Here is a 16,931-nt window from a genome sequence, read left to right as displayed (position 1 = left end):
GGGATGCCCCTTTTGTGGGGCATCCCCGGCTGGGAATCGCTCATGTCATCGACACGTCCGAATGAATCAGACGAGCTCGGTGACGGTACCGCCCGCGGCGGTGATCTTCTCCTTGGCGGAGCCGGAGACGGCGTCGACCGTCACCTGCAGCGCCACGGTGAGCTCACCCTGGCCGAGCACCTTGACGAGGCTGTTCTTGCGAACGGCACCCTTGGCGACGAGACCCTCGACGGTGACCTCGCCACCCTCCGGGTACAGCGCGCTCAGCTTGTCGAGGTTCACGACCTGGAACTCGGTCTTGAACGGGTTCTTGAAGCCCTTGAGCTTCGGGAGACGCATGTGGAGGGGCATCTGGCCACCCTCGAAGCGCTCCGGAACCTGGTAACGGGCCTTGGTGCCCTTGGTACCACGACCAGCGGTCTTACCCTTGGACGCCTCACCACGACCCACACGGGTCTTGGCGGTCTTGGCGCCCGGGGCGGGCCGGAGGTTGTGGACCTTCAGCGGGTTCTGCTCCGCCATGTCAGTCGACCTCCTCAACCGTCACGAGGTGGCGGACGGTGTGCACCATGCCGCGGAACTCGGGGCGGTCCTCCTTGACGACCTGCGTGTTGATGCCCTTGAGACCAAGGGAACGCAGGGTGTCGCGGTGGTTCTGCTTGCTGCCGATGTACGACTTCGTCTGCGTGATCTTGAGCTGTGCCATTACGCAGCACCAGCCCCGGCACGCGCCCGCAGCAGAGCCGCGGGAGCGACGTCCTCAAGGGGCAGACCACGGCGAGCCGCGATCTCCTCGGGACGCTGCAGACCCTTGAGGGCCGCCACGGTCGCGTGCACGATGTTGATCGCGTTCGACGAACCGAGCGACTTCGACAGGATGTCGTGAACGCCGGCGCACTCAAGCACGGCACGCACCGGGCCACCGGCGATAACACCGGTACCGGGGGAAGCAGGCTTGAGCAGGACGACGCCCGCGGCCTTCTCGCCCGTGATCGGGTGCGGGATGGTGCCCTGGATACGGGGGACCTTGAAGAAGTGCTTCTTGGCCTCCTCAACACCCTTGGCGATGGCGGCCGGCACCTCCTTGGCCTTGCCGTAACCGACACCCACGGTGCCGTCACCGTCGCCCACTACGACGAGCGCAGTGAAGCTGAAGCGACGACCACCCTTCACAACCTTGGCGACGCGGTTGATCGCGACGACGCGCTCAACGTACGCGGTCTTCTCGGCGGCGGCGTTGCCACCGTCGCGACCCTTCCGGTCCCGCCGCTCGCCGCCACCGGCACCGCCACCGCGGCGCTGGGGTCCAGCCATTGGAATTACCTCTCTCTGTTTCCGCTAGCTACGCAGCATCAAAAGTCACTGCGCGAACGGGCAGGACTCAGAACTTGAGTCCGGCTTCGCGGGCGGCGTCCGCCAGGGCGGCGATGCGCCCGGCGTACTGGTTACCACCACGGTCGAACACGACAGTCTCGACACCGGCGGCCTTGGCGCGCTCGGCGACCAGGGCGCCGACCGACTTGGCCTGCGCGGACTTGTCGCCCTCGCCGCCGCGGATCGTGGTGTCCAGGGTCGACGCCGACGCCAGGGTGTGACCCTTGATGTCGTCGATGACCTGGGCCACGATGTGGCGGTTGGAGCGCGTCACGACCAGGCGCGGACGCTCAGCCGTACCCGAGATGTGCTTACGGATGCGGATGTGACGACGCTTGATGGCAGCACGCTTGTAAGCGTCGCCCTTAGCAATCTTGACACCGTATGCCATGGCTTACTTACCCGCCTTTCCGACCTTGCGGCGGATGACTTCGCCTTCGTACTTGACGCCCTTGGCCTTGTACGGGTCGGGCTTGCGCAGCTTGCGGATGTTGGCCGCAACCTCGCCGACCTTCTGCTTGTCGATGCCCTCGACCGAGAACTTGGTCGCCGATTCGACCTTGAAGGAGATGCCCTCGGGCGCCTCGATCAGGATCGGGTGGCTGTAGCCGAGCGAGAACTCCAGGTTGGAGCCCTTCGCCAGGACGCGGTAACCGACACCGCTGATTTCGAGCTTCTTCACGTAACCCTGGGTCACGCCGGTGATCATGTTCGCCACCAGCGTGCGGGACAGGCCGTGGAGGGCCTTGTTCTGACGCTCGTCGTTCGGGCGGGTGACGTTCAGGACGCCGTCCTCACCCTTAGCGATCTCGATCGGCGCGACGATGGTGTGGCTCAGGGTGCCCTTGGGACCCTTGACCGCGACCGTCTGGCCGTCGATGGTGACGTCCACGCCGGCGGGAACCGTGATGGGGAGCTTGCCAATACGCGACATTAGCTATTCCTCCGTTCCCGACTACCAGACGTAGGCGAGGACTTCCCCACCTACGCCCTTCTTGCCTGCCTGCTGTCCGGTCAGGAGACCGTGCGACGTGGAGATGATCGCCACGCCGAGGCCGCCGAGGACCTTCGGCAGGTTGGTGGACTTCGCGTAAACCCGGAGACCGGGCTTGGAGATCCGCTTGATGCCCGCGATGGAGCGCTCACGGTTCGGGCCGAACTTCAGCTCAAGAACGAGGTTCTTGCCAACCTCGGCGTCCTCGACCTTCCAGCCCGTGATGAAGCCCTCCTGCTGGAGGATCTCCGCGATGTGAGACTTGATCTTGCTGTGCGGCATCGCCACGGTGTCGTGGTACGCCGAGTTCGCGTTACGCAGACGAGTCAGCATGTCCGCGATCGGATCAGTCATGGTCATGAATTGGCCTTCGGCCTCTCTCGCCGGGGTTTCCTATCTGCGCCATCCCTCTCCCCACTCAGTGGCAGGACGGGTGCGGTGCGGGGACCTACGGCGTAGTAAGTCGGTCAGGGCGGCAGACGCCCAACCCTCCTAGCCTAAGCCATACGGAGGAGGGCGGCTGCCAACCCTTTACTTACCGAGAGATCCAGGAGTCCTTTAACCCTTGAAAAAGGGGGGACTACCAGGAGCTCTTGGTCACGCCCGGCAGCTCGCCACGGTGAGCCATCTCACGAAGGCACACGCGGCAGAGGCCGAACTTGCGGTAGACGGAGTGCGGACGGCCGCAGCGCTGGCAGCGGGTGTACGCACGCACACCGAACTTGGGCTTACGAGCAGCCTTGGCAATCAGAGCCTTCTTCGCCATCTCGCTTACGCCTCCTTGAACGGGAAGCCGAGGTGACGAAGGAGCGCGCGGCCCTCAGCGTCGTTGGTCGCCGTGGTCACCACGGTGATGTCCATACCCCGGACGCGGTCGATCTTGTCCTGGTCGATCTCGTGGAACATGACCTGCTCCGTGAGACCGAAGGTGTAGTTGCCACGGCCGTCGAACTGCTTGGGGGACAGACCACGGAAGTCGCGGATGCGCGGCAGCGCGAGCGACAGGGTGCGGTCCAGGAACTCCCACATGCGGTCGCCACGGAGCGTGACGTGGCAGCCGATCGGCTGGCCCTCGCGCAGCTTGAACTGCGCGATGGACTTCCGGGCCTTCGTCACGGCCGGCTTCTGGCCGGTGATCGTGGTGAGGTCGCGGATGGCGCCGTCGATCAGCTTCGAATCACGGGCGGCGTCGCCGACACCCATGTTGACCACGATCTTGACCAGGCCGGGGATCTGCATGACGTTCTCGTAAGAGAACTCCTCACGCAGCTTGTCCTTGATCTCGTCGCGGTACTTCGTCTTGAGACGCGGAGTGGTGGTGGTCGTCATCAGATGTCCTCACCCGTCCGCTTGGCAACGCGGATCTTGTTGCCCTCGTCGTCGAAGCGGTAACCGACGCGCGTGACGACCTTGTTGCCGTCCTTCTCCACGACCAGCTGGACGTTGGAGACGTGGACGGGGGCCTCGGTGGTCACGATGCCGCCGGCCTGCGAGCCGCTGGCGGTCGGGCCGGCCTTCGTGTGCTTCTTGACCCGGTTGACACCCTCGACCAGGACGCGCTCGTCGCGCGGGTAAGCGGCAATGACCTTGCCCTGCTTGCCCTTGTCCTTACCGGTGATGACCTGGACCAGGTCGCCCTTCTTGATCTTCATGCTTACAGCACCTCCGGCGCGAGCGAGATGATCTTCATGAACTTCTTCTCGCGCAGCTCACGGCCGACAGGGCCGAAGATACGGGTGCCGCGAGGGTCGCCGTCGTTCTTCAGAATGACGGCGGCGTTCTCGTCGAAGCGGATGTACGAGCCGTCCGGACGGCGGCGCTCCTTGACGGTGCGAACGATGACCGCCTTGACGACGTCACCCTTCTTCACGTTGCCACCGGGGATCGCGTCCTTGACGGTGGCGACGATGACGTCACCGATGCCCGCGTAGCGGCGACCCGAGCCACCGAGAACACGGATGGTGAGAATTTCCTTCGCACCCGTGTTGTCGGCGACGCGCAGTCGCGACTCCTGCTGGATCACGTCTATCTCCTGATTGTCTGCCGGTTCCCCCGGGGCAGTTCAGCGAACTGCCCCGGGAGCCTGGCGGAACGAACTCCGAGGGGGGTGCCCCTCAGAGGGATTACTTGGCCTTCTCGAGGATCTCGACGATGCGCCAGCGCTTGGTGGCGGACAGCGGACGCGTCTCCATCAGGAGGACGCGGTCGCCGACGCCGGCAGCGTTCTGCTCGTCGTGCGCCTTGAGCTTGTTGGTACGGCGGATGACCTTGCCGTACAGCGCGTGCTTGACGCGGTCCTCGACGGCGACGACGACGGTCTTGTCCATCTTGTCGCTGACGACAAGGCCCTCACGGGTCTTGCGGAAGCCGCGCGCGGCCTTCGTCTCTTCAGTCACGTTGCTCTCGCTCATCAGGCGCTCTCCACCGTCTCGATGCCCAGCTCGCGCTCACGCATCAGGGTGTAGATCCGCGCGATGTCCTTACGGACGGCCTTGAGCCGACCGTGGTTCTCGAGCTGACCCGTCGCCGCCTGGAAGCGGAGGTTGAACAGCTCTTCCTTGGCTTCGCGAAGCTTGTTGACAAGCTCCTCGTCGCCCAGCTCGCGCAGCTCGGACGCCTTGGTACCGGCCGACATCACGACTCACCTGCCTCGCGCCGGACGATGCGGCACTTCATCGGAAGCTTGTGAGCAGCGCGGGTGAGCGCCTCACGAGCAATCTTCTCGTTGGGGTACGACAGCTCGAACATGACGCGTCCGGGCTTGACGTTGGCGACCCACCACTCCGGGGAACCCTTACCGGAACCCATGCGGGTCTCGGCAGGCTTCTTGGTGAGGGGGCGGTCCGGGTAGATGTTGATCCAGACCTTGCCGCCACGCTTGATGTGACGCGTCATCGCGATACGAGCTGCCTCGATCTGACGGTTCGTCACGTACGCCGGGGTCAGCGCCTGGATGCCGTACTCGCCGAACGCAACCTGCGTGCCACCCTTGGACATACCGCTGCGCTTCGGGTGGTGCTGCTTGCGGTGCTTGACCCTACGGGGGATCAGCATTTCGGTCAGGCCTCCGTTCCGGTGCTCTCAGCAGCCGGAGCAGCGGCGGGCGCCTCGGCCTTGGGGGCCTCGGCGGCCGGAGCCGACTGCTGCGGCTTGCGACCGCGGCCGCCACGCTCGCCACCACGGCCACCACGGGCCGGGCGGTCGTTGCCACCACGGGCCGGGCGGTTGCCGGCGCGGGCAGCTGCGTTCTCGGCGCGGACCTCGGCGATGTTCTTGACGTCGCCCTTGTAGATCCAGACCTTCACGCCGATACGGCCGAAGGTCGTCTTGGCCTCGAAGAAGCCGTAGTCGACGTTGGCGCGGAGCGTGTGCAGGGGCACGCGGCCCTCGCGGTAGAACTCCGAGCGCGACATCTCGGCGCCGCCGAGACGGCCACCACACTGGATCTTGATGCCCTTGGCGCCCGCCTTCATCGCCGACTGCATGCTCTTACGCATGGCGCGACGGAAGGAGACGCGGGAGGACAGCTGCTCCGCCACGGCCTGGGCCACGAGCTGAGCGTCGACCTCGGGGTTCTTGACCTCAAGGATGTTCAGCTGGACCTGCTTGCCCGTGAGCTTCTCGAGGTCACCGCGGATGCGGTCGGCCTCGGCGCCACGGCGGCCGATGACGATGCCGGGACGGGCGGTGTGGATGTCCACACGCACGCGGTCACGGGTGCGCTCGATCTCCACCTTCGAGATGCCGGCGCGCTCCATGCCGGACGTCATCATCCGACGGATGGCGACGTCTTCCTTGACGTAGTCCTTGTACAGCTTGTCGGCGTACCAACGCGACTTGAAGTCGGTCGTGACACCGAGCCGGAACCCGTGCGGGTTTACCTTCTGGCCCATTACCGGGTTCCTTCCTTGCTGCTGACGACCACGGTGATGTGGCTGGTCCGCTTACGGATCCGGTAGGCACGGCCCTGAGCACGCGGACGGAACCGCTTCAGGGTCGGGCCCTCATCCACGTACGCCTCGCTGATGACCAGCGAAGAGGCGTCGGTGTGGTCGTAGTTGTGCGCGGCGTTGGCAATGGCGCTGTCCAGCACCTTGCCGACCGGCACGCTCGCGGCCTGCGGGGCGAAACGCAGGACCGCCTGAGCCTCCGTGGCATCCATGCCACGGATGAGGTCCACCACGCGGCGGGCCTTCATGGGCGTGACGCGGATGTACCGCGCCTGGGCCCTGGCTTCCATGGTTGTCCCTTCGGTGTTAGTCATAGTCGTTCCACCCCGCGTTAGCGGCGCTTCGACTTCCGGTCGTCCTTGACGTGGCCGCGGAAGGTGCGAGTCGGCGAGAACTCGCCGAGCTTGTGGCCGACCATCGACTCGGTGACGAACACCGGGATGTGGGTCTTGCCGTTGTGCACCGCGATCGTGTGACCCAGCATGCTGGGAATGATCATCGAGCGACGGGACCAGGTCTTGATGACGTTCTTGGTGCCGGCTTCGTTCTGGGCGTCCACCTTCTTTACGAGGTGGTCGTCGACGAAGGGCCCCTTCTTGAGACTGCGCGGCATCTAAACCCGCTCCTAGCGCTTCTTGTTCGACTTGCGGCGGCGGACGATGTACTTGTTGCTCGCCTTGTTGCGATCACGAGTACGACCCTCCTTCTTGCCCCACGGCGAGACCGGGTGACGACCACCGGAGGTCTTGCCTTCACCACCACCGTGCGGGTGGTCGACCGGGTTCATCACGACACCACGCACGGTCGGGCGGACGCCCTTCCAGCGCATGCGGCCGGCCTTGCCCCAGTTGATGTTCGACTGCTCGGCGTTGCCGACCTCGCCGATGGTGGCGCGGCAGCGGACGTCGACCAGACGGATCTCACCGGACGGCATGCGAAGGTGCGCCATGGCGCCTTCCTTCGCGAGCAGCTGCACGGAGGCACCCGCGGAGCGGGCGAACTTCGCGCCGCCGCCGGGCCGCAGCTCGATGGCGTGGATGGTCGTACCGACCGGGATGTTGCGCAGCGCCATGTTGTTGCCGGGCTTGATGTCGGCGCCGGCGCCACTCTCGATCCGGTCACCCTGCTGCGTGCCGCGCGGGGCGAGGATGTAGCGCTTCTCGCCGTCCGCGTAGTGCAGCAGCGCGATGCGCGCGGTGCGGTTGGGGTCGTACTCGATGTGCGCGACCTTGGCCGGCACGCCGTCCTTGTCGTGGCGACGGAAGTCGATCACGCGGTAGGCGCGCTTGTGGCCACCACCCTGGTGGCGAACGGTCACACGACCGGAATTGTTACGGCCACCCTTGCTGTGCAGCGGGCGAACCAGCGACTTCTCCGGCGTGGACCGCGTTACCTCGACGAAGTCGGCTACGGAGGAGCCACGGCGGCCCGGCGTAGTCGGCTTGTACTTGCGGATTCCCATTTCTCAGTCCTCGTCCGATATTCGGACCAGGGCGCTCCGTTAGGAGGCCTGGCCGAAGATGTCGATACGGTCGCCCTCAGCAAGGGTCACGATGGCGCGCTTGGTGTCGGCACGCTTGCCGAAACCGGTGCGCGTACGCTTCCGCTTGCCCTGACGGTTGATCGTGTTGACGCCGGTGACCTTGACCGAGAAGACCGCCTCGACGGCCTGCTTGATCTGGGTCTTGTTGGCGCCCGGAGCCACGATGAACGTGTACTTGCCCTCGTCGAGCAGCGCGTACGACTTCTCGGAGACGACCGGCTTGACGAGGACGTCGCGCGGGTCCGAGAAGGACTTGCTCAGCGGGGTGGGCTCAACGGCGATCTTGCCCTCGGTCGCGATGCGCTTCGCCTTGGCGACGCGCGCGGCCTTGGCGGCCTTCGCGGCCTTGGACGCGATGCTCTGGTGACGGATGGCCATCAGGCTTCGCTCCCTTCGGTGTCAGTGGCCTTCGGGCCGGACACGAAGGACTCGAACGCGGCCTTGGTGAAGACCACGTCGTCCGAGACGAGCACGTCGTACGTGTTCAGCTGGCCCGGCTCCAGGATGTGGACCTGGGGCAGGTTGCGGGCGGAGAGCAGCGACAGCTCGTCCGAGCGCTCGATGACCAGCAGCACGTTCTTGCGCTCGCTGACCTTGCCGAGCAGGCTCTTCGCGGCCTTCGTCGAGATCTCGCCCTCGACCACGCCGGAGACGACGTGGATGCGGGAGTTGCGCGCCCGGTCGGTGAGGGCGTGACGCAGGGCGGCAGCCTTCATCTTCTTGGGGGTGCGCTGGGAGTAGTCACGCGGCACGGGGCCGTGGACGACGCCACCGCCGGCGAACTGCGGCGCACGGGTCGAACCCTGGCGCGCGCGGCCGGTGCCCTTCTGGCGGTAAGGCTTCTTGCCACCACCACGGACTTCACCGCGGGTCTTGGTCTTGTGCGTGCCCTGACGGGCCGCGGCCAGCTGCGCGACGACGACCTGGTGGATCAGCGGAATGCTGATCTTCTCGACGTCGAAGATCTCCGCGGGGAGCTCGACCGTCCCGGTCTTGTCGCCTGCCGGCGAAAGGATGTCAATGGTGCTCATGGGTTACCTCAGGCCCCCTTGGCCGCGGTACGGACCAGGACGAGGCCGCCGTTCGGACCGGGGACCGCGCCCTTGATGAGCAGCAGACCCTTCTCCGCGTCAACGGCGTGGACGGTCAGGTTCTGGGTGGTGACCCGCTCGTTGCCCATGCGACCCGCCATGCGCATGCCCTTGAAGACACGGCCGGGGGTGGCACAGCCACCGATGGAACCGGGCTTGCGGTGCACGCGGTGGGCACCGTGGGAGGCCTTGCCGCCGTGGAAGTTGTGACGCTTCATCACACCGGCGAAGCCCTTGCCCTTGCTCTTGCCGGTGACGTCGACCTTGATACCGGCCTCGAACGTCTCGGCAGTCAGCTCCTGGCCGAGGGTGTACTCGCTGGCACCAGCGGTACGGATCTCGACGAGGTGGCGACGGGGGGTCACGTCGGCCTTGGCGAAGTGGCCCTTGAGGGGCTTGTTCACCTTGCGCGGGTCGATCTCGCCGAAGGCGATCTGGACCGACTCGTAGCCGTCGCTGTCATTCGTACGGACCTGGGTAACGACGCAGGGCCCGGCCTTGACCACGGTCACCGGGACGACACGGTTGTTCTCGTCCCAGACCTGGGTCATGCCGAGCTTCTCGCCCAGGATGCCCTTGATCTGCTTGGTCATCTTCTTCGCGCCCTTCAGAGCTTGATCTCGATGTCAACGCCGGCCGGAAGGTCCAGGCGCATCAGCGAGTCAACGGTCTTGGGGGTCGGGTCGAGGATGTCGATCAGGCGCTTGTGCGTGCGCATCTCGAAGTGCTCGCGCGAGTCCTTGTACTTGTGCGGCGACTTGATGACGCAGTACACGTTCTTCTCAGTGGGCAGCGGCACCGGGCCCGCGACCGACGCACCAGTGCGAGTCACCGTCTCGACGATCTTCTTCGCCGAAGAGTCGATGACCTCGTGGTCGTAGGCCTTGAGCCGGATGCGGATCTTCTGTCCCGCCATGGCTACTTAGTAGTCCTTTGTCTCGAACGCTCTGGCTCCCGATAGGCCCTTTTTTCTACTTCCTCCGACCCACGCGGTCGGGCGTGTCGCAGTCCCGCTCACACAGTTCTCCCGAAGGAGAATCCCTGCTAGGGGCTGCGGCCCTGATGACCGCGGGTCCGGGGGAAGAAACCCACCGGGCGCCTGGCCGAACCACCGCGCTGCACTTCCCGAAAGATTCCCGTACGTCCGCCCCAGCGCTGCCTACAGGCCCTTTCGGGCCCCTCGACAGATGAGGGCGACGAGTACTGTGGGACTCGCTTCCGGTCCTCCCGGCGGGAGGCGCGCAGCATCGGCACTCAACCGAGCAACCAGGACAGTCTGCCATACGGGGCACGCCTGGTGCCAATCGAGCCGAAGAGCGTACCCGGTGAGTGACGGAGATCAAACCCGGGGCGGGGGTCGGCGCGCCGTGCCGCCGACCACCGGAACCCGCTCCCCCGTGCTCCGGTGACACAGGCGCCTCCCCAAGGAACCGGGGAGAGAAAGAACCCCACCAAGCCCCACCGAGCCCCACAGGCCCCGGCGCCAGGCCCCGGTGCCCACCCCGCAGGGTCCCGCCCCGCCTCGCTCACTCCCCCGGGTGAACATCACCGGCTCAGCTGGCTTTCCGGCCCCCCAATGGCCCTACTCTCAGCCCAGCAGACGAGAACAACTCCAGACATGCGACGGCCCCCGCCGGGACGGCAATCCCGAGGCGAGGGCCTGACCACCGAGGAAGAGGCACTTCCCGATGGACACCCAAAACCCTAGCGCGCCCTCGCGCGCCAGGTCCGCCATTGGCGGCGACAAACCCCCCTCAAGGGCGACCGCCCTCCCCCGGGGCCGAGCACACCCCACCGCTCCCCGGCCGCAGGCCTCCGGTATCGCCCACGAGAACACCCGCCACACCTCCCGCTTCACGGTGATCGGCAACCACCTCACGCAGCACCAGGAGCTCTCCCTCCTGGAGATCGGCCTGGCCTGCCACATCCAGTCGCTGCCCGCAGGGGCCCGCGTCGACATCAAATCGCTGGCGGCCCGCTTCCCCGAGGGCTCGACCCGTATCGCCGCCGCCCTGCGCGAGCTGGAGACCCACGGCTACCTGCGCCGCGACCGCGAACGCACCCCCGCGGGCCGCATCGTCACCCGCACGACTTCCTGCAACCAGCCGAGCGCGCCCCGGCGGCACGCCCCGCCGCCGCAGCCGCGCGCCTCTGCCCAGGCCTCCCCGGCTGAGCCCCACCCGCACGCACCGACATCCACGCCACCCCACAGGGCCCGCGCTACGCCACGCGCAAGGACTTCGTCTACGGCGAGGACGTCACCATCGCCGAGTGGACGATCCCGACCGAGTCCCTGCCTCGCTACCAGTAAGCCGCGCGCACGCGAAAGGGCCCGTACGACCGAAGTCGTACGGGCCCTTCCGTTACTGCGTGTACTGCGATGCGCTCAGTTCAGAGCAACCGGGTCTCCCCGATCAACGCGCAAGCGGAAAGCTTACTTGTTGATCTTGGTGACCTGGCCGGCGCCGACGGTCCGGCCACCCTCACGGATGGCGAACTTCAGGCCCTCTTCCATGGCGACGGGCTGGATGAGCTCCACCGACATCTCGGTGTTGTCACCCGGCATGACCATCTCGGTGCCCTCGGGGAGGGTCACAACGCCGGTCACGTCCGTCGTGCGGAAGTAGAACTGCGGGCGGTAGTTGTTGAAGAACGGGGTGTGACGGCCACCCTCGTCCTTCGACAGGATGTAGGCCTGGGCCTCGAACTCGGTGTGCGGCGTGACCGAACCGGGCTTGATGATGACCTGGCCGCGCTCGACGTCCTCGCGCTTGATGCCACGGAGGAGCAGACCGACGTTCTCACCGGCCTGGCCCTCGTCGAGCAGCTTGCGGAACATCTCGATGCCGGTGACCGTGGTGGTGGTCTTCTCGGTCTTGATGCCGATGATGTCGACGGTCTCGTTGACCTTGAGGACACCACGCTCGATGCGGCCGGTGACGACGGTGCCACGACCGGTGATCGTGAAGACGTCCTCGATCGGCATCAGGAACGGCTTGTCGACGTCGCGCTCGGGCTCCGGGATCGACTCGTCGACGGCCTTCATCAGGTCGAGGACGGTCTGGCCCCACTCCTTGTCGCCCTCAAGGGCCTTCAGAGCGGAGACCTTGACGACCGGCAGGTCGTCGCCCGGGAACTCGTACTCGGAGAGGAGCTCACGGACCTCAAGCTCGACGAGCTCCAGGATCTCCTCGTCGTCCACCATGTCGGCCTTGTTCAGGGCGACAACGATGTACGGAACGCCGACCTGGCGGGCCAGGAGCACGTGCTCCTTGGTCTGCGGCATCGGGCCGTCGGTGGCGGCGACCACGAGGATGGCGCCGTCCATCTGCGCGGCACCCGTGATCATGTTCTTGATGTAGTCCGCGTGACCGGGGCAGTCGACGTGGGCGTAGTGACGCGCCTCGGTCTGGTACTCGACGTGCGCGATCGAGATCGTGATACCGCGCTGGCGCTCCTCGGGAGCCTTGTCGATCTGGTCGAAGGCCGAGGCCTCGTTCAGGTCGGGGTACGCGTCGTGCAGCACCTTGGTAATGGCGGCCGTGAGGGTCGTCTTACCGTGGTCAATGTGACCGATGGTGCCGATGTTGACGTGCGGCTTAGTCCGCTCGAACTTCGCCTTCGCCACTGGGTCCTCCTGGGAGTGGTTCTGTACGCCTTGCTTCATCGGCGCCAGGTGATCTTTGCTGGGAAGCCAGCCGCCGGGGTTCTCGCCCTTCGGGGTCGAACCCCGGCGGATGGTGTCAAGCCTAAAGCGTTAACTCGGGTGAGTTACTCGCCCTTGGCCTTCGCGATGATCTCCTCGGCGACGTTCCGCGGAACCTCGGCGTAGGAGTCGAACTGCATTGAGTAGCTTGCGCGACCCGACGTCTTGCTGCGGAGGTCTCCGACGTAGCCGAACATCTCCGAGAGGGGCACGAGGCCCTTCACGACGCGAGCGCCGCTGCGCTCCTCCATGGCCTGGATCTGGCCACGGCGGGAGTTGATGTCACCGATGACATCGCCCATGTAGTCCTCGGGCGTGGTGACCTCGACGGCCATCATCGGCTCGAGCAGCACGGGGCTGGCCTTGCGCGCGGCCTCCTTGAAGGCCTGCGAACCGGCGATCTTGAAGGCGAGCTCGGAGGAGTCGACCTCGTGGTAGGCGCCGTCGATGAGCGTGACGCGAACGCCCGTCATCTCGTAGCCCGCCAGGATGCCGAACTGCATGGCCTCCTGAGCACCCGCGTCCACCGAAGGGATGTACTCCTTGGGGATGCGGCCACCCGTGACCTTGTTCACGAACTCGTACGACGCGTCGCCGCCCTCGATGGGCTCGATCGCGATCTGCACCTTCGCGAACTGACCGGTACCACCGGTCTGCTTCTTGTGGGTGAAGTCGACGCGCTCGACGGCCTTGCGGATCGTCTCGCGGTACGCCACCTGCGGCTTGCCGACGTTCGCCTCGACGCGGAATTCGCGCTTCATGCGGTCGACGAGCACCTCAAGGTGAAGCTCGCCCATACCACCGATGATGGTCTGGCCGGTCTCCTCGTCCGAGTGAACGCGGAAGGAGGGGTCCTCCTCCGAGAGACGCTGGATGGCGACACCCAGCTTCTCCTGGTCACCCTTGGACTTCGGCTCGATGGCGACCTCGATGACCGGCGCCGGGAAGTCCATGGACTCCAGGATCACCGGCTGCTTGTCGTCGGAGAGCGTCTCACCCGTGGTGGTCTGCTTCAGGCCCATGACGGCGACGATGTCACCGGCGCCCACCGACTCGATCTCCTCACGCTTGTTCGCGTGCATGCGGTAGATCTTGCCGATGCGCTCCTTCTTGCCCTTGACGGAGTTCAGCACCGCGGTGCCGGAGTCCAGGCGACCGGAGTAGATCCGGACGAAGGTGAGCTTGCCGAGGTGCGGGTCGCTCGCGATCTTGAACGCGAGGGCCGACAGCGGCTCGTCGTCGGACGGCTTGCGCTTGATGACCTGCTCAGGGTCCTTGACGTCGTGGCCCTCGATGGCCTCGACGTCCAGGGGGGACGGCAGGTAGCGCACGACCGCGTCGAGCAGGGGCTGGACGCCCTTGTTCTTGAACGCGGTACCGCAGAAGACGGGGGTGACGGTGGTGTCGCCGCCCTTGCCGGAGGCGATGGTGATGCGACGGATCGCCGCGTACAGCTGGTCCACCGAAGGCTCCTGGCCTTCGAGGTACAGCTCCATCATCTCTTCGTCGTTCTCCGCGACGGCCTCAAGCAGCTTGCCGCGGTACTCCTCGGCAGCCTCGGTGTGCGTGTCGGGGATGTCGACGATGTCGTAGGCCTCGCCCATCTTGGTCTCGGCGGACCAGACGAAGGCCTTCATGGTGACGAGGTCGACGACGCCCTTGAAGTCAGCCTCTGCACCGATGGGCAGCTGCATGACCAGCGGGGTCGCACCGAGGCGGTCGACGATCATGTCGACGCAGCGGTGGAACTCGGCACCCGTGCGGTCGAGCTTGTTGACGAAGCAGATACGCGGGACGCCGTAGCGGTCCGCCTGACGCCACACGGTCTCGGACTGGGGCTCAACGCCGGCGACGCCGTCGAACACCGTCACGGCACCGTCGAGCACGCGGAGCGAACGCTCCACCTCGACGGTGAAGTCGACGTGGCCCGGGGTGTCGATGATGTTGATGGTGTGATCGACGTCGTTCAGCGGCCAGTGACAGGTGGTGGCAGCAGAGGTGATCGTGATGCCACGCTCCTGCTCCTGCTCCATCCAGTCCATCGTCGCGGCGCCGTCGTGGACCTCACCGATCTTGTACGAGACACCGGTGTAGAACAGGATCCGCTCGGTGGTCGTCGTCTTGCCCGCGTCGATGTGAGCCATGATGCCGATGTTGCGCACCTTGGCCAGGTCAAGTGAAGTGGTAGCCATGTCGGCTCAGTCTTCTCTCGGTCTCGATGTGGGTAGCGACTACCAGCGGTAGTGCGCGAAGGCCTTGTTGGACTCGGCCATCTTGTGGGTGTCCTCGCGCTTCTTCACAGCGGCACCGAGGCCGTTGGAGGCGTCGAGGAGCTCGTTGAGCAGACGCTCGGTCATGGTCTTCTCGCGACGGGCGCGGGAGTAACCGACGAGCCAGCGCAGGGCGAGCGTGTTCGCACGGCCCGGCTTGACCTCGATCGGGACCTGGTAGGTCGCGCCACCGACACGGCGGGACTTGACCTCAAGGGTCGGCTTGATGTTCTCGAGCGCGCGCTTCAGCGTGATGACCGGGTCGTTGCCGGTCTTCTCGCGCAGGCCCTCCATGGCGCCGTACACGATGCGCTCGGCGGTGGAGCGCTTGCCGTTCAGCAGCACCTTGTTGATGAGGGAGGTCACCAGAGGAGAACCGTAGACCGGGTCGATGATGACCGGGCGCTTCGGGGCGGGGCCCTTACGAGGCATTCTTACTTCTCCTTCTTGGCGCCGTAGCGGCTGCGGGCCTGCTTGCGGTTCTTGACACCCTGGGTGTCGAGGGAACCGCGGATGATCTTGTAGCGAACACCAGGCAGGTCCTTCACACGGCCACCACGCACGAGCACGATGGAGTGCTCCTGCAGGTTGTGTCCCTCACCCGGAATGTAGGCCGTAACCTCGATCCCGGAGGTCAGACGCACACGCGCGACCTTACGGAGGGCCGAGTTCGGCTTCTTCGGGGTGGTCGTGAACACACGCGTGCAGACGCCACGGCGCTGGGGCGAACCCTCAAGTGCGGGCGTCTTGTTCTTCTCGACCTTGTCCTGCCGGCCCTTACGGACCAGCTGCTGGATCGTAGGCACTACTTCTCCGGTTTCTGTGTGCCGAATAGTAAAGCTAACCCGGAACGTCGCCGACCCACGCGGTCGGGTGTGTCGAATCCTGCAGACTTCCGCCGCAAGGCGGAAAGGGGCGCAGATTACGGTGGCCTTGTTGACGGACTCGCGATGCGGTTGAAGACACGCGCACGAGCCCAGGCACACCCCAGGCACAAGGTCTGAGCGTACCTACCTCATCGAGTCTGGTCAAAACAAATGCGATGGGGGGCGACACGCCGGGCTTTTCGATTCGTGCGCGACTGCTCCCGGCCAGTGCGGCTGGTTGTCGCCGGTTCCCCGATCGGCCACCTCAAGTACGTTGACTGGTTGCGAAACCGATGGCATCGACGCACGTGAACACGGGGGCAGCGGGATGACCGGCGGGCTGGGGCACGCGTGGAGCGACGACGGCCTCGATGATCGGGTGCCCTTCCTCGCACGGCTGGAGAGGGACGACCGCACCGCGCTGCTGGCCATTGGCCGCCCTCTCCACTATCCCGCCCGTGCGGTCATCATGCGCCAGGACGAGCCCTCCACCCACGTGCTGCTGCTCCTCCAGGGCTGGACCAAGGTCACCGCCACCGCGGCCAACGGCTACGAGGCCCTCCTCGCCCTGCGAGGCCCCGGCGACATCATCGGTGAGGGTGCCGCCCTGAGCGGCCGCGGCCGCTCGGCCACCGTGACCGCGCTGGAGCAGGTCGAAGCGGTCGCCATCGAGCAGGGCCGCTTCACCGGGTTCCTCGCGGGGAGCCCACAGGTGGCCCTCAAGCTGCTGGGCCTGGCCACGGACAGGCAGCGCTCGACCGACCGCCGCCGACTGGAGTGGGCGGCTCTCTCGGTGCGCGAGCGGCTCGCCGTCCTGCTGCTCGACCTCGTACGTACTCACGGCATCCGGACGGAGGAGGGAATCGAACTCACCGTGCCCCTCAGCCAGCAGGAGTTTGCCGGCTCGGTCGGGGCCTCGCGTGAGGCAGTCGCCCGCCTGCTGAGGGAGTTGCGCGACCGCCACGTCGTCATCACGAGCCGTCGCCGCATCATCGTCGTCCGTCCCGACATCCTGCGCCGCATCGTCGGTAGCGACTGCCGCAGCGCCGAGTGAGCGTCACGTAGCGGACGGTCGATCTGTGCACGCGGTCACAGAACGGATGCGTCATCGGCCCTCCGTTGTCCCGCCCCTGGCGC

At 66.0% G+C, this 16,931-nt stretch carries 26 protein-coding genes and 2 pseudogenes; 3 read left to right on the top strand and 25 right to left on the bottom strand.

Features of this window, described 5'->3' with window-relative positions; all coding sequences use genetic code 11:
* Nucleotides 1–66: 66 nt before the first annotated feature.
* The 21 genes from rplO to rpsJ form a co-directional block, all read right to left on the bottom strand.
* Complete coding sequence (gene rplO, locus AB0H82_RS20000) at nt 67–522, bottom strand: 50S ribosomal protein L15 (protein WP_062775150.1); 456 nt, start codon at nt 520–522, stop codon at nt 67–69.
* Nucleotide 523: 1 nt separating this feature from the next.
* On the bottom strand, nt 524–706 hold the full coding sequence (gene rpmD / locus AB0H82_RS19995) for a 50S ribosomal protein L30 (protein ID WP_005481207.1): 183 nt from the start codon (nt 704–706) through the stop codon (nt 524–526).
* The gene (rpsE, locus tag AB0H82_RS19990) at nt 706–1,314 is read right to left on the bottom strand and encodes a 30S ribosomal protein S5 (protein ID WP_127912612.1); all 609 of its coding nucleotides are present in this window, start codon (nt 1,312–1,314) and stop codon (nt 706–708) included. Before rpsE ends, rpmD begins: the two co-directional genes overlap by 1 nt.
* Nucleotides 1,315–1,381: 67 nt before the next feature.
* A complete protein-coding gene (gene rplR, locus AB0H82_RS19985) occupies nt 1,382–1,765 on the bottom strand; it encodes a 50S ribosomal protein L18 (RefSeq protein ID WP_030782545.1) in 384 nt (127 codons plus the stop codon).
* A 3-nt stretch (nt 1,766–1,768) separates the two neighbouring features.
* Nucleotides 1,769–2,308, bottom strand: coding sequence for a 50S ribosomal protein L6 (gene rplF, locus AB0H82_RS19980; protein WP_055527119.1), 540 nt, complete (start codon nt 2,306–2,308; stop codon nt 1,769–1,771).
* Between the two features lie 21 nt (nt 2,309–2,329).
* A complete protein-coding gene (gene rpsH, locus AB0H82_RS19975; protein ID WP_018528360.1) occupies nt 2,330–2,728 on the bottom strand; it encodes a 30S ribosomal protein S8 in 399 nt (132 codons plus the stop codon).
* 220 nt (nt 2,729–2,948) lie between these two features.
* Nucleotides 2,949–3,134 carry a type Z 30S ribosomal protein S14 gene (locus AB0H82_RS19970; protein WP_003956452.1) on the bottom strand — a complete coding sequence of 62 codons (186 nt, stop codon included), beginning with the start codon at nt 3,132–3,134 and terminating at the stop codon, nt 2,949–2,951.
* Nucleotides 3,135–3,139: 5 nt separating this feature from the next.
* Nucleotides 3,140–3,697: a 50S ribosomal protein L5 gene (rplE, locus tag AB0H82_RS19965; protein ID WP_362994433.1), complete on the bottom strand. Its 558-nt coding sequence runs from the start codon at nt 3,695–3,697 to the stop codon at nt 3,140–3,142.
* The gene (rplX, locus tag AB0H82_RS19960) at nt 3,697–4,020 is read right to left on the bottom strand and encodes a 50S ribosomal protein L24 (protein ID WP_016645174.1); all 324 of its coding nucleotides are present in this window, start codon (nt 4,018–4,020) and stop codon (nt 3,697–3,699) included. The genes rplE and rplX overlap by 1 nt, the downstream gene beginning before the upstream one ends.
* Nucleotides 4,021–4,022: 2 nt before the next feature.
* Nucleotides 4,023–4,391, bottom strand: a complete 369-nt coding sequence (rplN, locus tag AB0H82_RS19955; RefSeq protein ID WP_003974257.1) for a 50S ribosomal protein L14 — start codon at nt 4,389–4,391, stop codon at nt 4,023–4,025.
* A 100-nt stretch (nt 4,392–4,491) separates the two neighbouring features.
* Complete coding sequence (gene rpsQ / locus AB0H82_RS19950) at nt 4,492–4,779, bottom strand: 30S ribosomal protein S17 (protein ID WP_164321735.1); 288 nt, start codon at nt 4,777–4,779, stop codon at nt 4,492–4,494.
* A complete protein-coding gene (gene rpmC / locus AB0H82_RS19945; RefSeq protein WP_127912615.1) occupies nt 4,779–5,003 on the bottom strand; it encodes a 50S ribosomal protein L29 in 225 nt (74 codons plus the stop codon). The genes rpsQ and rpmC overlap by 1 nt, the downstream gene beginning before the upstream one ends.
* Nucleotides 5,003–5,422: a 50S ribosomal protein L16 gene (gene rplP / locus AB0H82_RS19940; protein WP_055698227.1), complete on the bottom strand. Its 420-nt coding sequence runs from the start codon at nt 5,420–5,422 to the stop codon at nt 5,003–5,005. The genes rpmC and rplP overlap by 1 nt, the downstream gene beginning before the upstream one ends.
* Nucleotides 5,423–5,427: 5 nt before the next feature.
* On the bottom strand, nt 5,428–6,261 hold the full coding sequence (rpsC, locus tag AB0H82_RS19935) for a 30S ribosomal protein S3 (RefSeq protein WP_055564829.1): 834 nt from the start codon (nt 6,259–6,261) through the stop codon (nt 5,428–5,430).
* Nucleotides 6,261–6,608: a 50S ribosomal protein L22 gene (rplV, locus tag AB0H82_RS19930; protein WP_004571827.1), complete on the bottom strand. Its 348-nt coding sequence runs from the start codon at nt 6,606–6,608 to the stop codon at nt 6,261–6,263. Before rplV ends, rpsC begins: the two co-directional genes overlap by 1 nt.
* A gap of 41 nt (nt 6,609–6,649) precedes the next feature.
* Complete coding sequence (rpsS, locus tag AB0H82_RS19925) at nt 6,650–6,931, bottom strand: 30S ribosomal protein S19 (protein WP_030782571.1); 282 nt, start codon at nt 6,929–6,931, stop codon at nt 6,650–6,652.
* Nucleotides 6,932–6,943: 12 nt separating this feature from the next.
* A complete protein-coding gene (gene rplB, locus AB0H82_RS19920; protein ID WP_268772968.1) occupies nt 6,944–7,780 on the bottom strand; it encodes a 50S ribosomal protein L2 in 837 nt (278 codons plus the stop codon).
* A 39-nt stretch (nt 7,781–7,819) separates the two neighbouring features.
* On the bottom strand, nt 7,820–8,239 hold the full coding sequence (gene rplW, locus AB0H82_RS19915) for a 50S ribosomal protein L23 (RefSeq protein WP_055564827.1): 420 nt from the start codon (nt 8,237–8,239) through the stop codon (nt 7,820–7,822).
* Complete coding sequence (rplD, locus tag AB0H82_RS19910; protein WP_150171088.1) at nt 8,239–8,892, bottom strand: 50S ribosomal protein L4; 654 nt, start codon at nt 8,890–8,892, stop codon at nt 8,239–8,241. Before rplD ends, rplW begins: the two co-directional genes overlap by 1 nt.
* An 8-nt stretch (nt 8,893–8,900) precedes the next feature.
* Nucleotides 8,901–9,545: a 50S ribosomal protein L3 gene (gene rplC, locus AB0H82_RS19905; RefSeq protein WP_030782583.1), complete on the bottom strand. Its 645-nt coding sequence runs from the start codon at nt 9,543–9,545 to the stop codon at nt 8,901–8,903.
* Nucleotides 9,546–9,559: 14 nt separating this feature from the next.
* Nucleotides 9,560–9,868, bottom strand: a complete 309-nt coding sequence (gene rpsJ, locus AB0H82_RS19900) for a 30S ribosomal protein S10 (protein WP_003948644.1) — start codon at nt 9,866–9,868, stop codon at nt 9,560–9,562.
* A gap of 772 nt (nt 9,869–10,640) precedes the next feature.
* Between rpsJ and AB0H82_RS19895 the strand changes: the two are divergent.
* Together AB0H82_RS19895 and AB0H82_RS19890 are read left to right on the top strand one after the other, a co-directional pair.
* Nucleotides 10,641–11,066 (top strand): annotated as a pseudogene (locus AB0H82_RS19895) (helix-turn-helix domain-containing protein); the annotation flags it as partial.
* Nucleotides 11,067–11,140: 74 nt separating this feature from the next.
* A pseudogene (locus AB0H82_RS19890) lies at nt 11,141–11,263 on the top strand (Uma2 family endonuclease); the annotation flags it as partial.
* A gap of 123 nt (nt 11,264–11,386) precedes the next feature.
* Here the strand turns inward: AB0H82_RS19890 and tuf are convergent.
* The 4 genes from tuf to rpsL form a co-directional block, all read right to left on the bottom strand.
* Nucleotides 11,387–12,580, bottom strand: a complete 1,194-nt coding sequence (gene tuf / locus AB0H82_RS19885; RefSeq protein WP_362994426.1) for an elongation factor Tu — start codon at nt 12,578–12,580, stop codon at nt 11,387–11,389.
* 143 nt (nt 12,581–12,723) lie between these two features.
* Nucleotides 12,724–14,850 (bottom strand): elongation factor G, encoded by a 2,127-nt coding sequence (gene fusA, locus AB0H82_RS19880; RefSeq protein ID WP_362994424.1) that lies wholly within the window; start codon nt 14,848–14,850, stop codon nt 12,724–12,726.
* A 39-nt stretch (nt 14,851–14,889) separates the two neighbouring features.
* The gene (rpsG, locus tag AB0H82_RS19875) at nt 14,890–15,360 is read right to left on the bottom strand and encodes a 30S ribosomal protein S7 (protein ID WP_003974303.1); all 471 of its coding nucleotides are present in this window, start codon (nt 15,358–15,360) and stop codon (nt 14,890–14,892) included.
* Between the two features lie 2 nt (nt 15,361–15,362).
* On the bottom strand, nt 15,363–15,734 hold the full coding sequence (gene rpsL, locus AB0H82_RS19870; protein ID WP_003948652.1) for a 30S ribosomal protein S12: 372 nt from the start codon (nt 15,732–15,734) through the stop codon (nt 15,363–15,365).
* A 388-nt stretch (nt 15,735–16,122) separates the two neighbouring features.
* On the opposite strand from rpsL, the gene AB0H82_RS19865 reads away from it, so the two are divergent.
* Nucleotides 16,123–16,848, top strand: coding sequence for a Crp/Fnr family transcriptional regulator (locus tag AB0H82_RS19865; RefSeq protein ID WP_362994421.1), 726 nt, complete (start codon nt 16,123–16,125; stop codon nt 16,846–16,848).
* Nucleotides 16,849–16,931 lie beyond the last annotated feature (83 nt).

This window comes from Streptomyces sp. NPDC050732 (assembly GCF_040654255.1).
Lineage (GTDB): Bacteria > Actinomycetota > Actinomycetes > Streptomycetales > Streptomycetaceae > Streptomyces.
Note: the sequence above shows the minus strand (reverse complement) of the source record. Positions and strands in the feature narration are given on the sequence as shown.

Bases quoted from the DNA above. Each gene is read 5' to 3' on its own strand.
- rplO (WP_062775150.1), bottom strand. From the start codon at position 522: ATGGCGGAGCAGAACCCGCTGAAGGTCCACAACCTCCGGCCCGCCCCG.
- rpmD (WP_005481207.1), bottom strand. From the start codon at position 706: ATGGCACAGCTCAAGATCACGCAGACGAAGTCGTACATCGGCAGCAAG.
- rpsE (WP_127912612.1), bottom strand. From the start codon at position 1,314: ATGGCTGGACCCCAGCGCCGCGGTGGCGGTGCCGGTGGCGGCGAGCGG.
- rplR (WP_030782545.1), bottom strand. From the start codon at position 1,765: ATGGCATACGGTGTCAAGATTGCTAAGGGCGACGCTTACAAGCGTGCT.
- rplF (WP_055527119.1), bottom strand. From the start codon at position 2,308: ATGTCGCGTATTGGCAAGCTCCCCATCACGGTTCCCGCCGGCGTGGAC.
- rpsH (WP_018528360.1), bottom strand. From the start codon at position 2,728: ATGACCATGACTGATCCGATCGCGGACATGCTGACTCGTCTGCGTAAC.
- AB0H82_RS19970 (WP_003956452.1), bottom strand. From the start codon at position 3,134: ATGGCGAAGAAGGCTCTGATTGCCAAGGCTGCTCGTAAGCCCAAGTTC.
- rplE (WP_362994433.1), bottom strand. From the start codon at position 3,697: ATGACGACCACCACCACTCCGCGTCTCAAGACGAAGTACCGCGACGAG.
- rplX (WP_016645174.1), bottom strand. From the start codon at position 4,020: ATGAAGATCAAGAAGGGCGACCTGGTCCAGGTCATCACCGGTAAGGAC.
- rpsQ (WP_164321735.1), bottom strand. From the start codon at position 4,779: ATGAGCGAGAGCAACGTGACTGAAGAGACGAAGGCCGCGCGCGGCTTC.
- rpmC (WP_127912615.1), bottom strand. From the start codon at position 5,003: ATGTCGGCCGGTACCAAGGCGTCCGAGCTGCGCGAGCTGGGCGACGAG.
- rplP (WP_055698227.1), bottom strand. From the start codon at position 5,422: ATGCTGATCCCCCGTAGGGTCAAGCACCGCAAGCAGCACCACCCGAAG.
- rpsC (WP_055564829.1), bottom strand. From the start codon at position 6,261: ATGGGCCAGAAGGTAAACCCGCACGGGTTCCGGCTCGGTGTCACGACC.
- rplV (WP_004571827.1), bottom strand. From the start codon at position 6,608: ATGGAAGCCAGGGCCCAGGCGCGGTACATCCGCGTCACGCCCATGAAG.
- rpsS (WP_030782571.1), bottom strand. From the start codon at position 6,931: ATGCCGCGCAGTCTCAAGAAGGGGCCCTTCGTCGACGACCACCTCGTA.
- rplB (WP_268772968.1), bottom strand. From the start codon at position 7,780: ATGGGAATCCGCAAGTACAAGCCGACTACGCCGGGCCGCCGTGGCTCC.
- rplW (WP_055564827.1), bottom strand. From the start codon at position 8,239: ATGGCCATCCGTCACCAGAGCATCGCGTCCAAGGCCGCGAAGGCCGCC.
- rplD (WP_150171088.1), bottom strand. From the start codon at position 8,892: ATGAGCACCATTGACATCCTTTCGCCGGCAGGCGACAAGACCGGGACG.
- rplC (WP_030782583.1), bottom strand. From the start codon at position 9,545: ATGACCAAGCAGATCAAGGGCATCCTGGGCGAGAAGCTCGGCATGACC.
- rpsJ (WP_003948644.1), bottom strand. From the start codon at position 9,868: ATGGCGGGACAGAAGATCCGCATCCGGCTCAAGGCCTACGACCACGAG.
- fusA (WP_362994424.1), bottom strand. From the start codon at position 14,850: ATGGCTACCACTTCACTTGACCTGGCCAAGGTGCGCAACATCGGCATC.
- rpsG (WP_003974303.1), bottom strand. From the start codon at position 15,360: ATGCCTCGTAAGGGCCCCGCCCCGAAGCGCCCGGTCATCATCGACCCG.
- AB0H82_RS19865 (WP_362994421.1), top strand. From the start codon at position 16,123: ATGACCGGCGGGCTGGGGCACGCGTGGAGCGACGACGGCCTCGATGAT.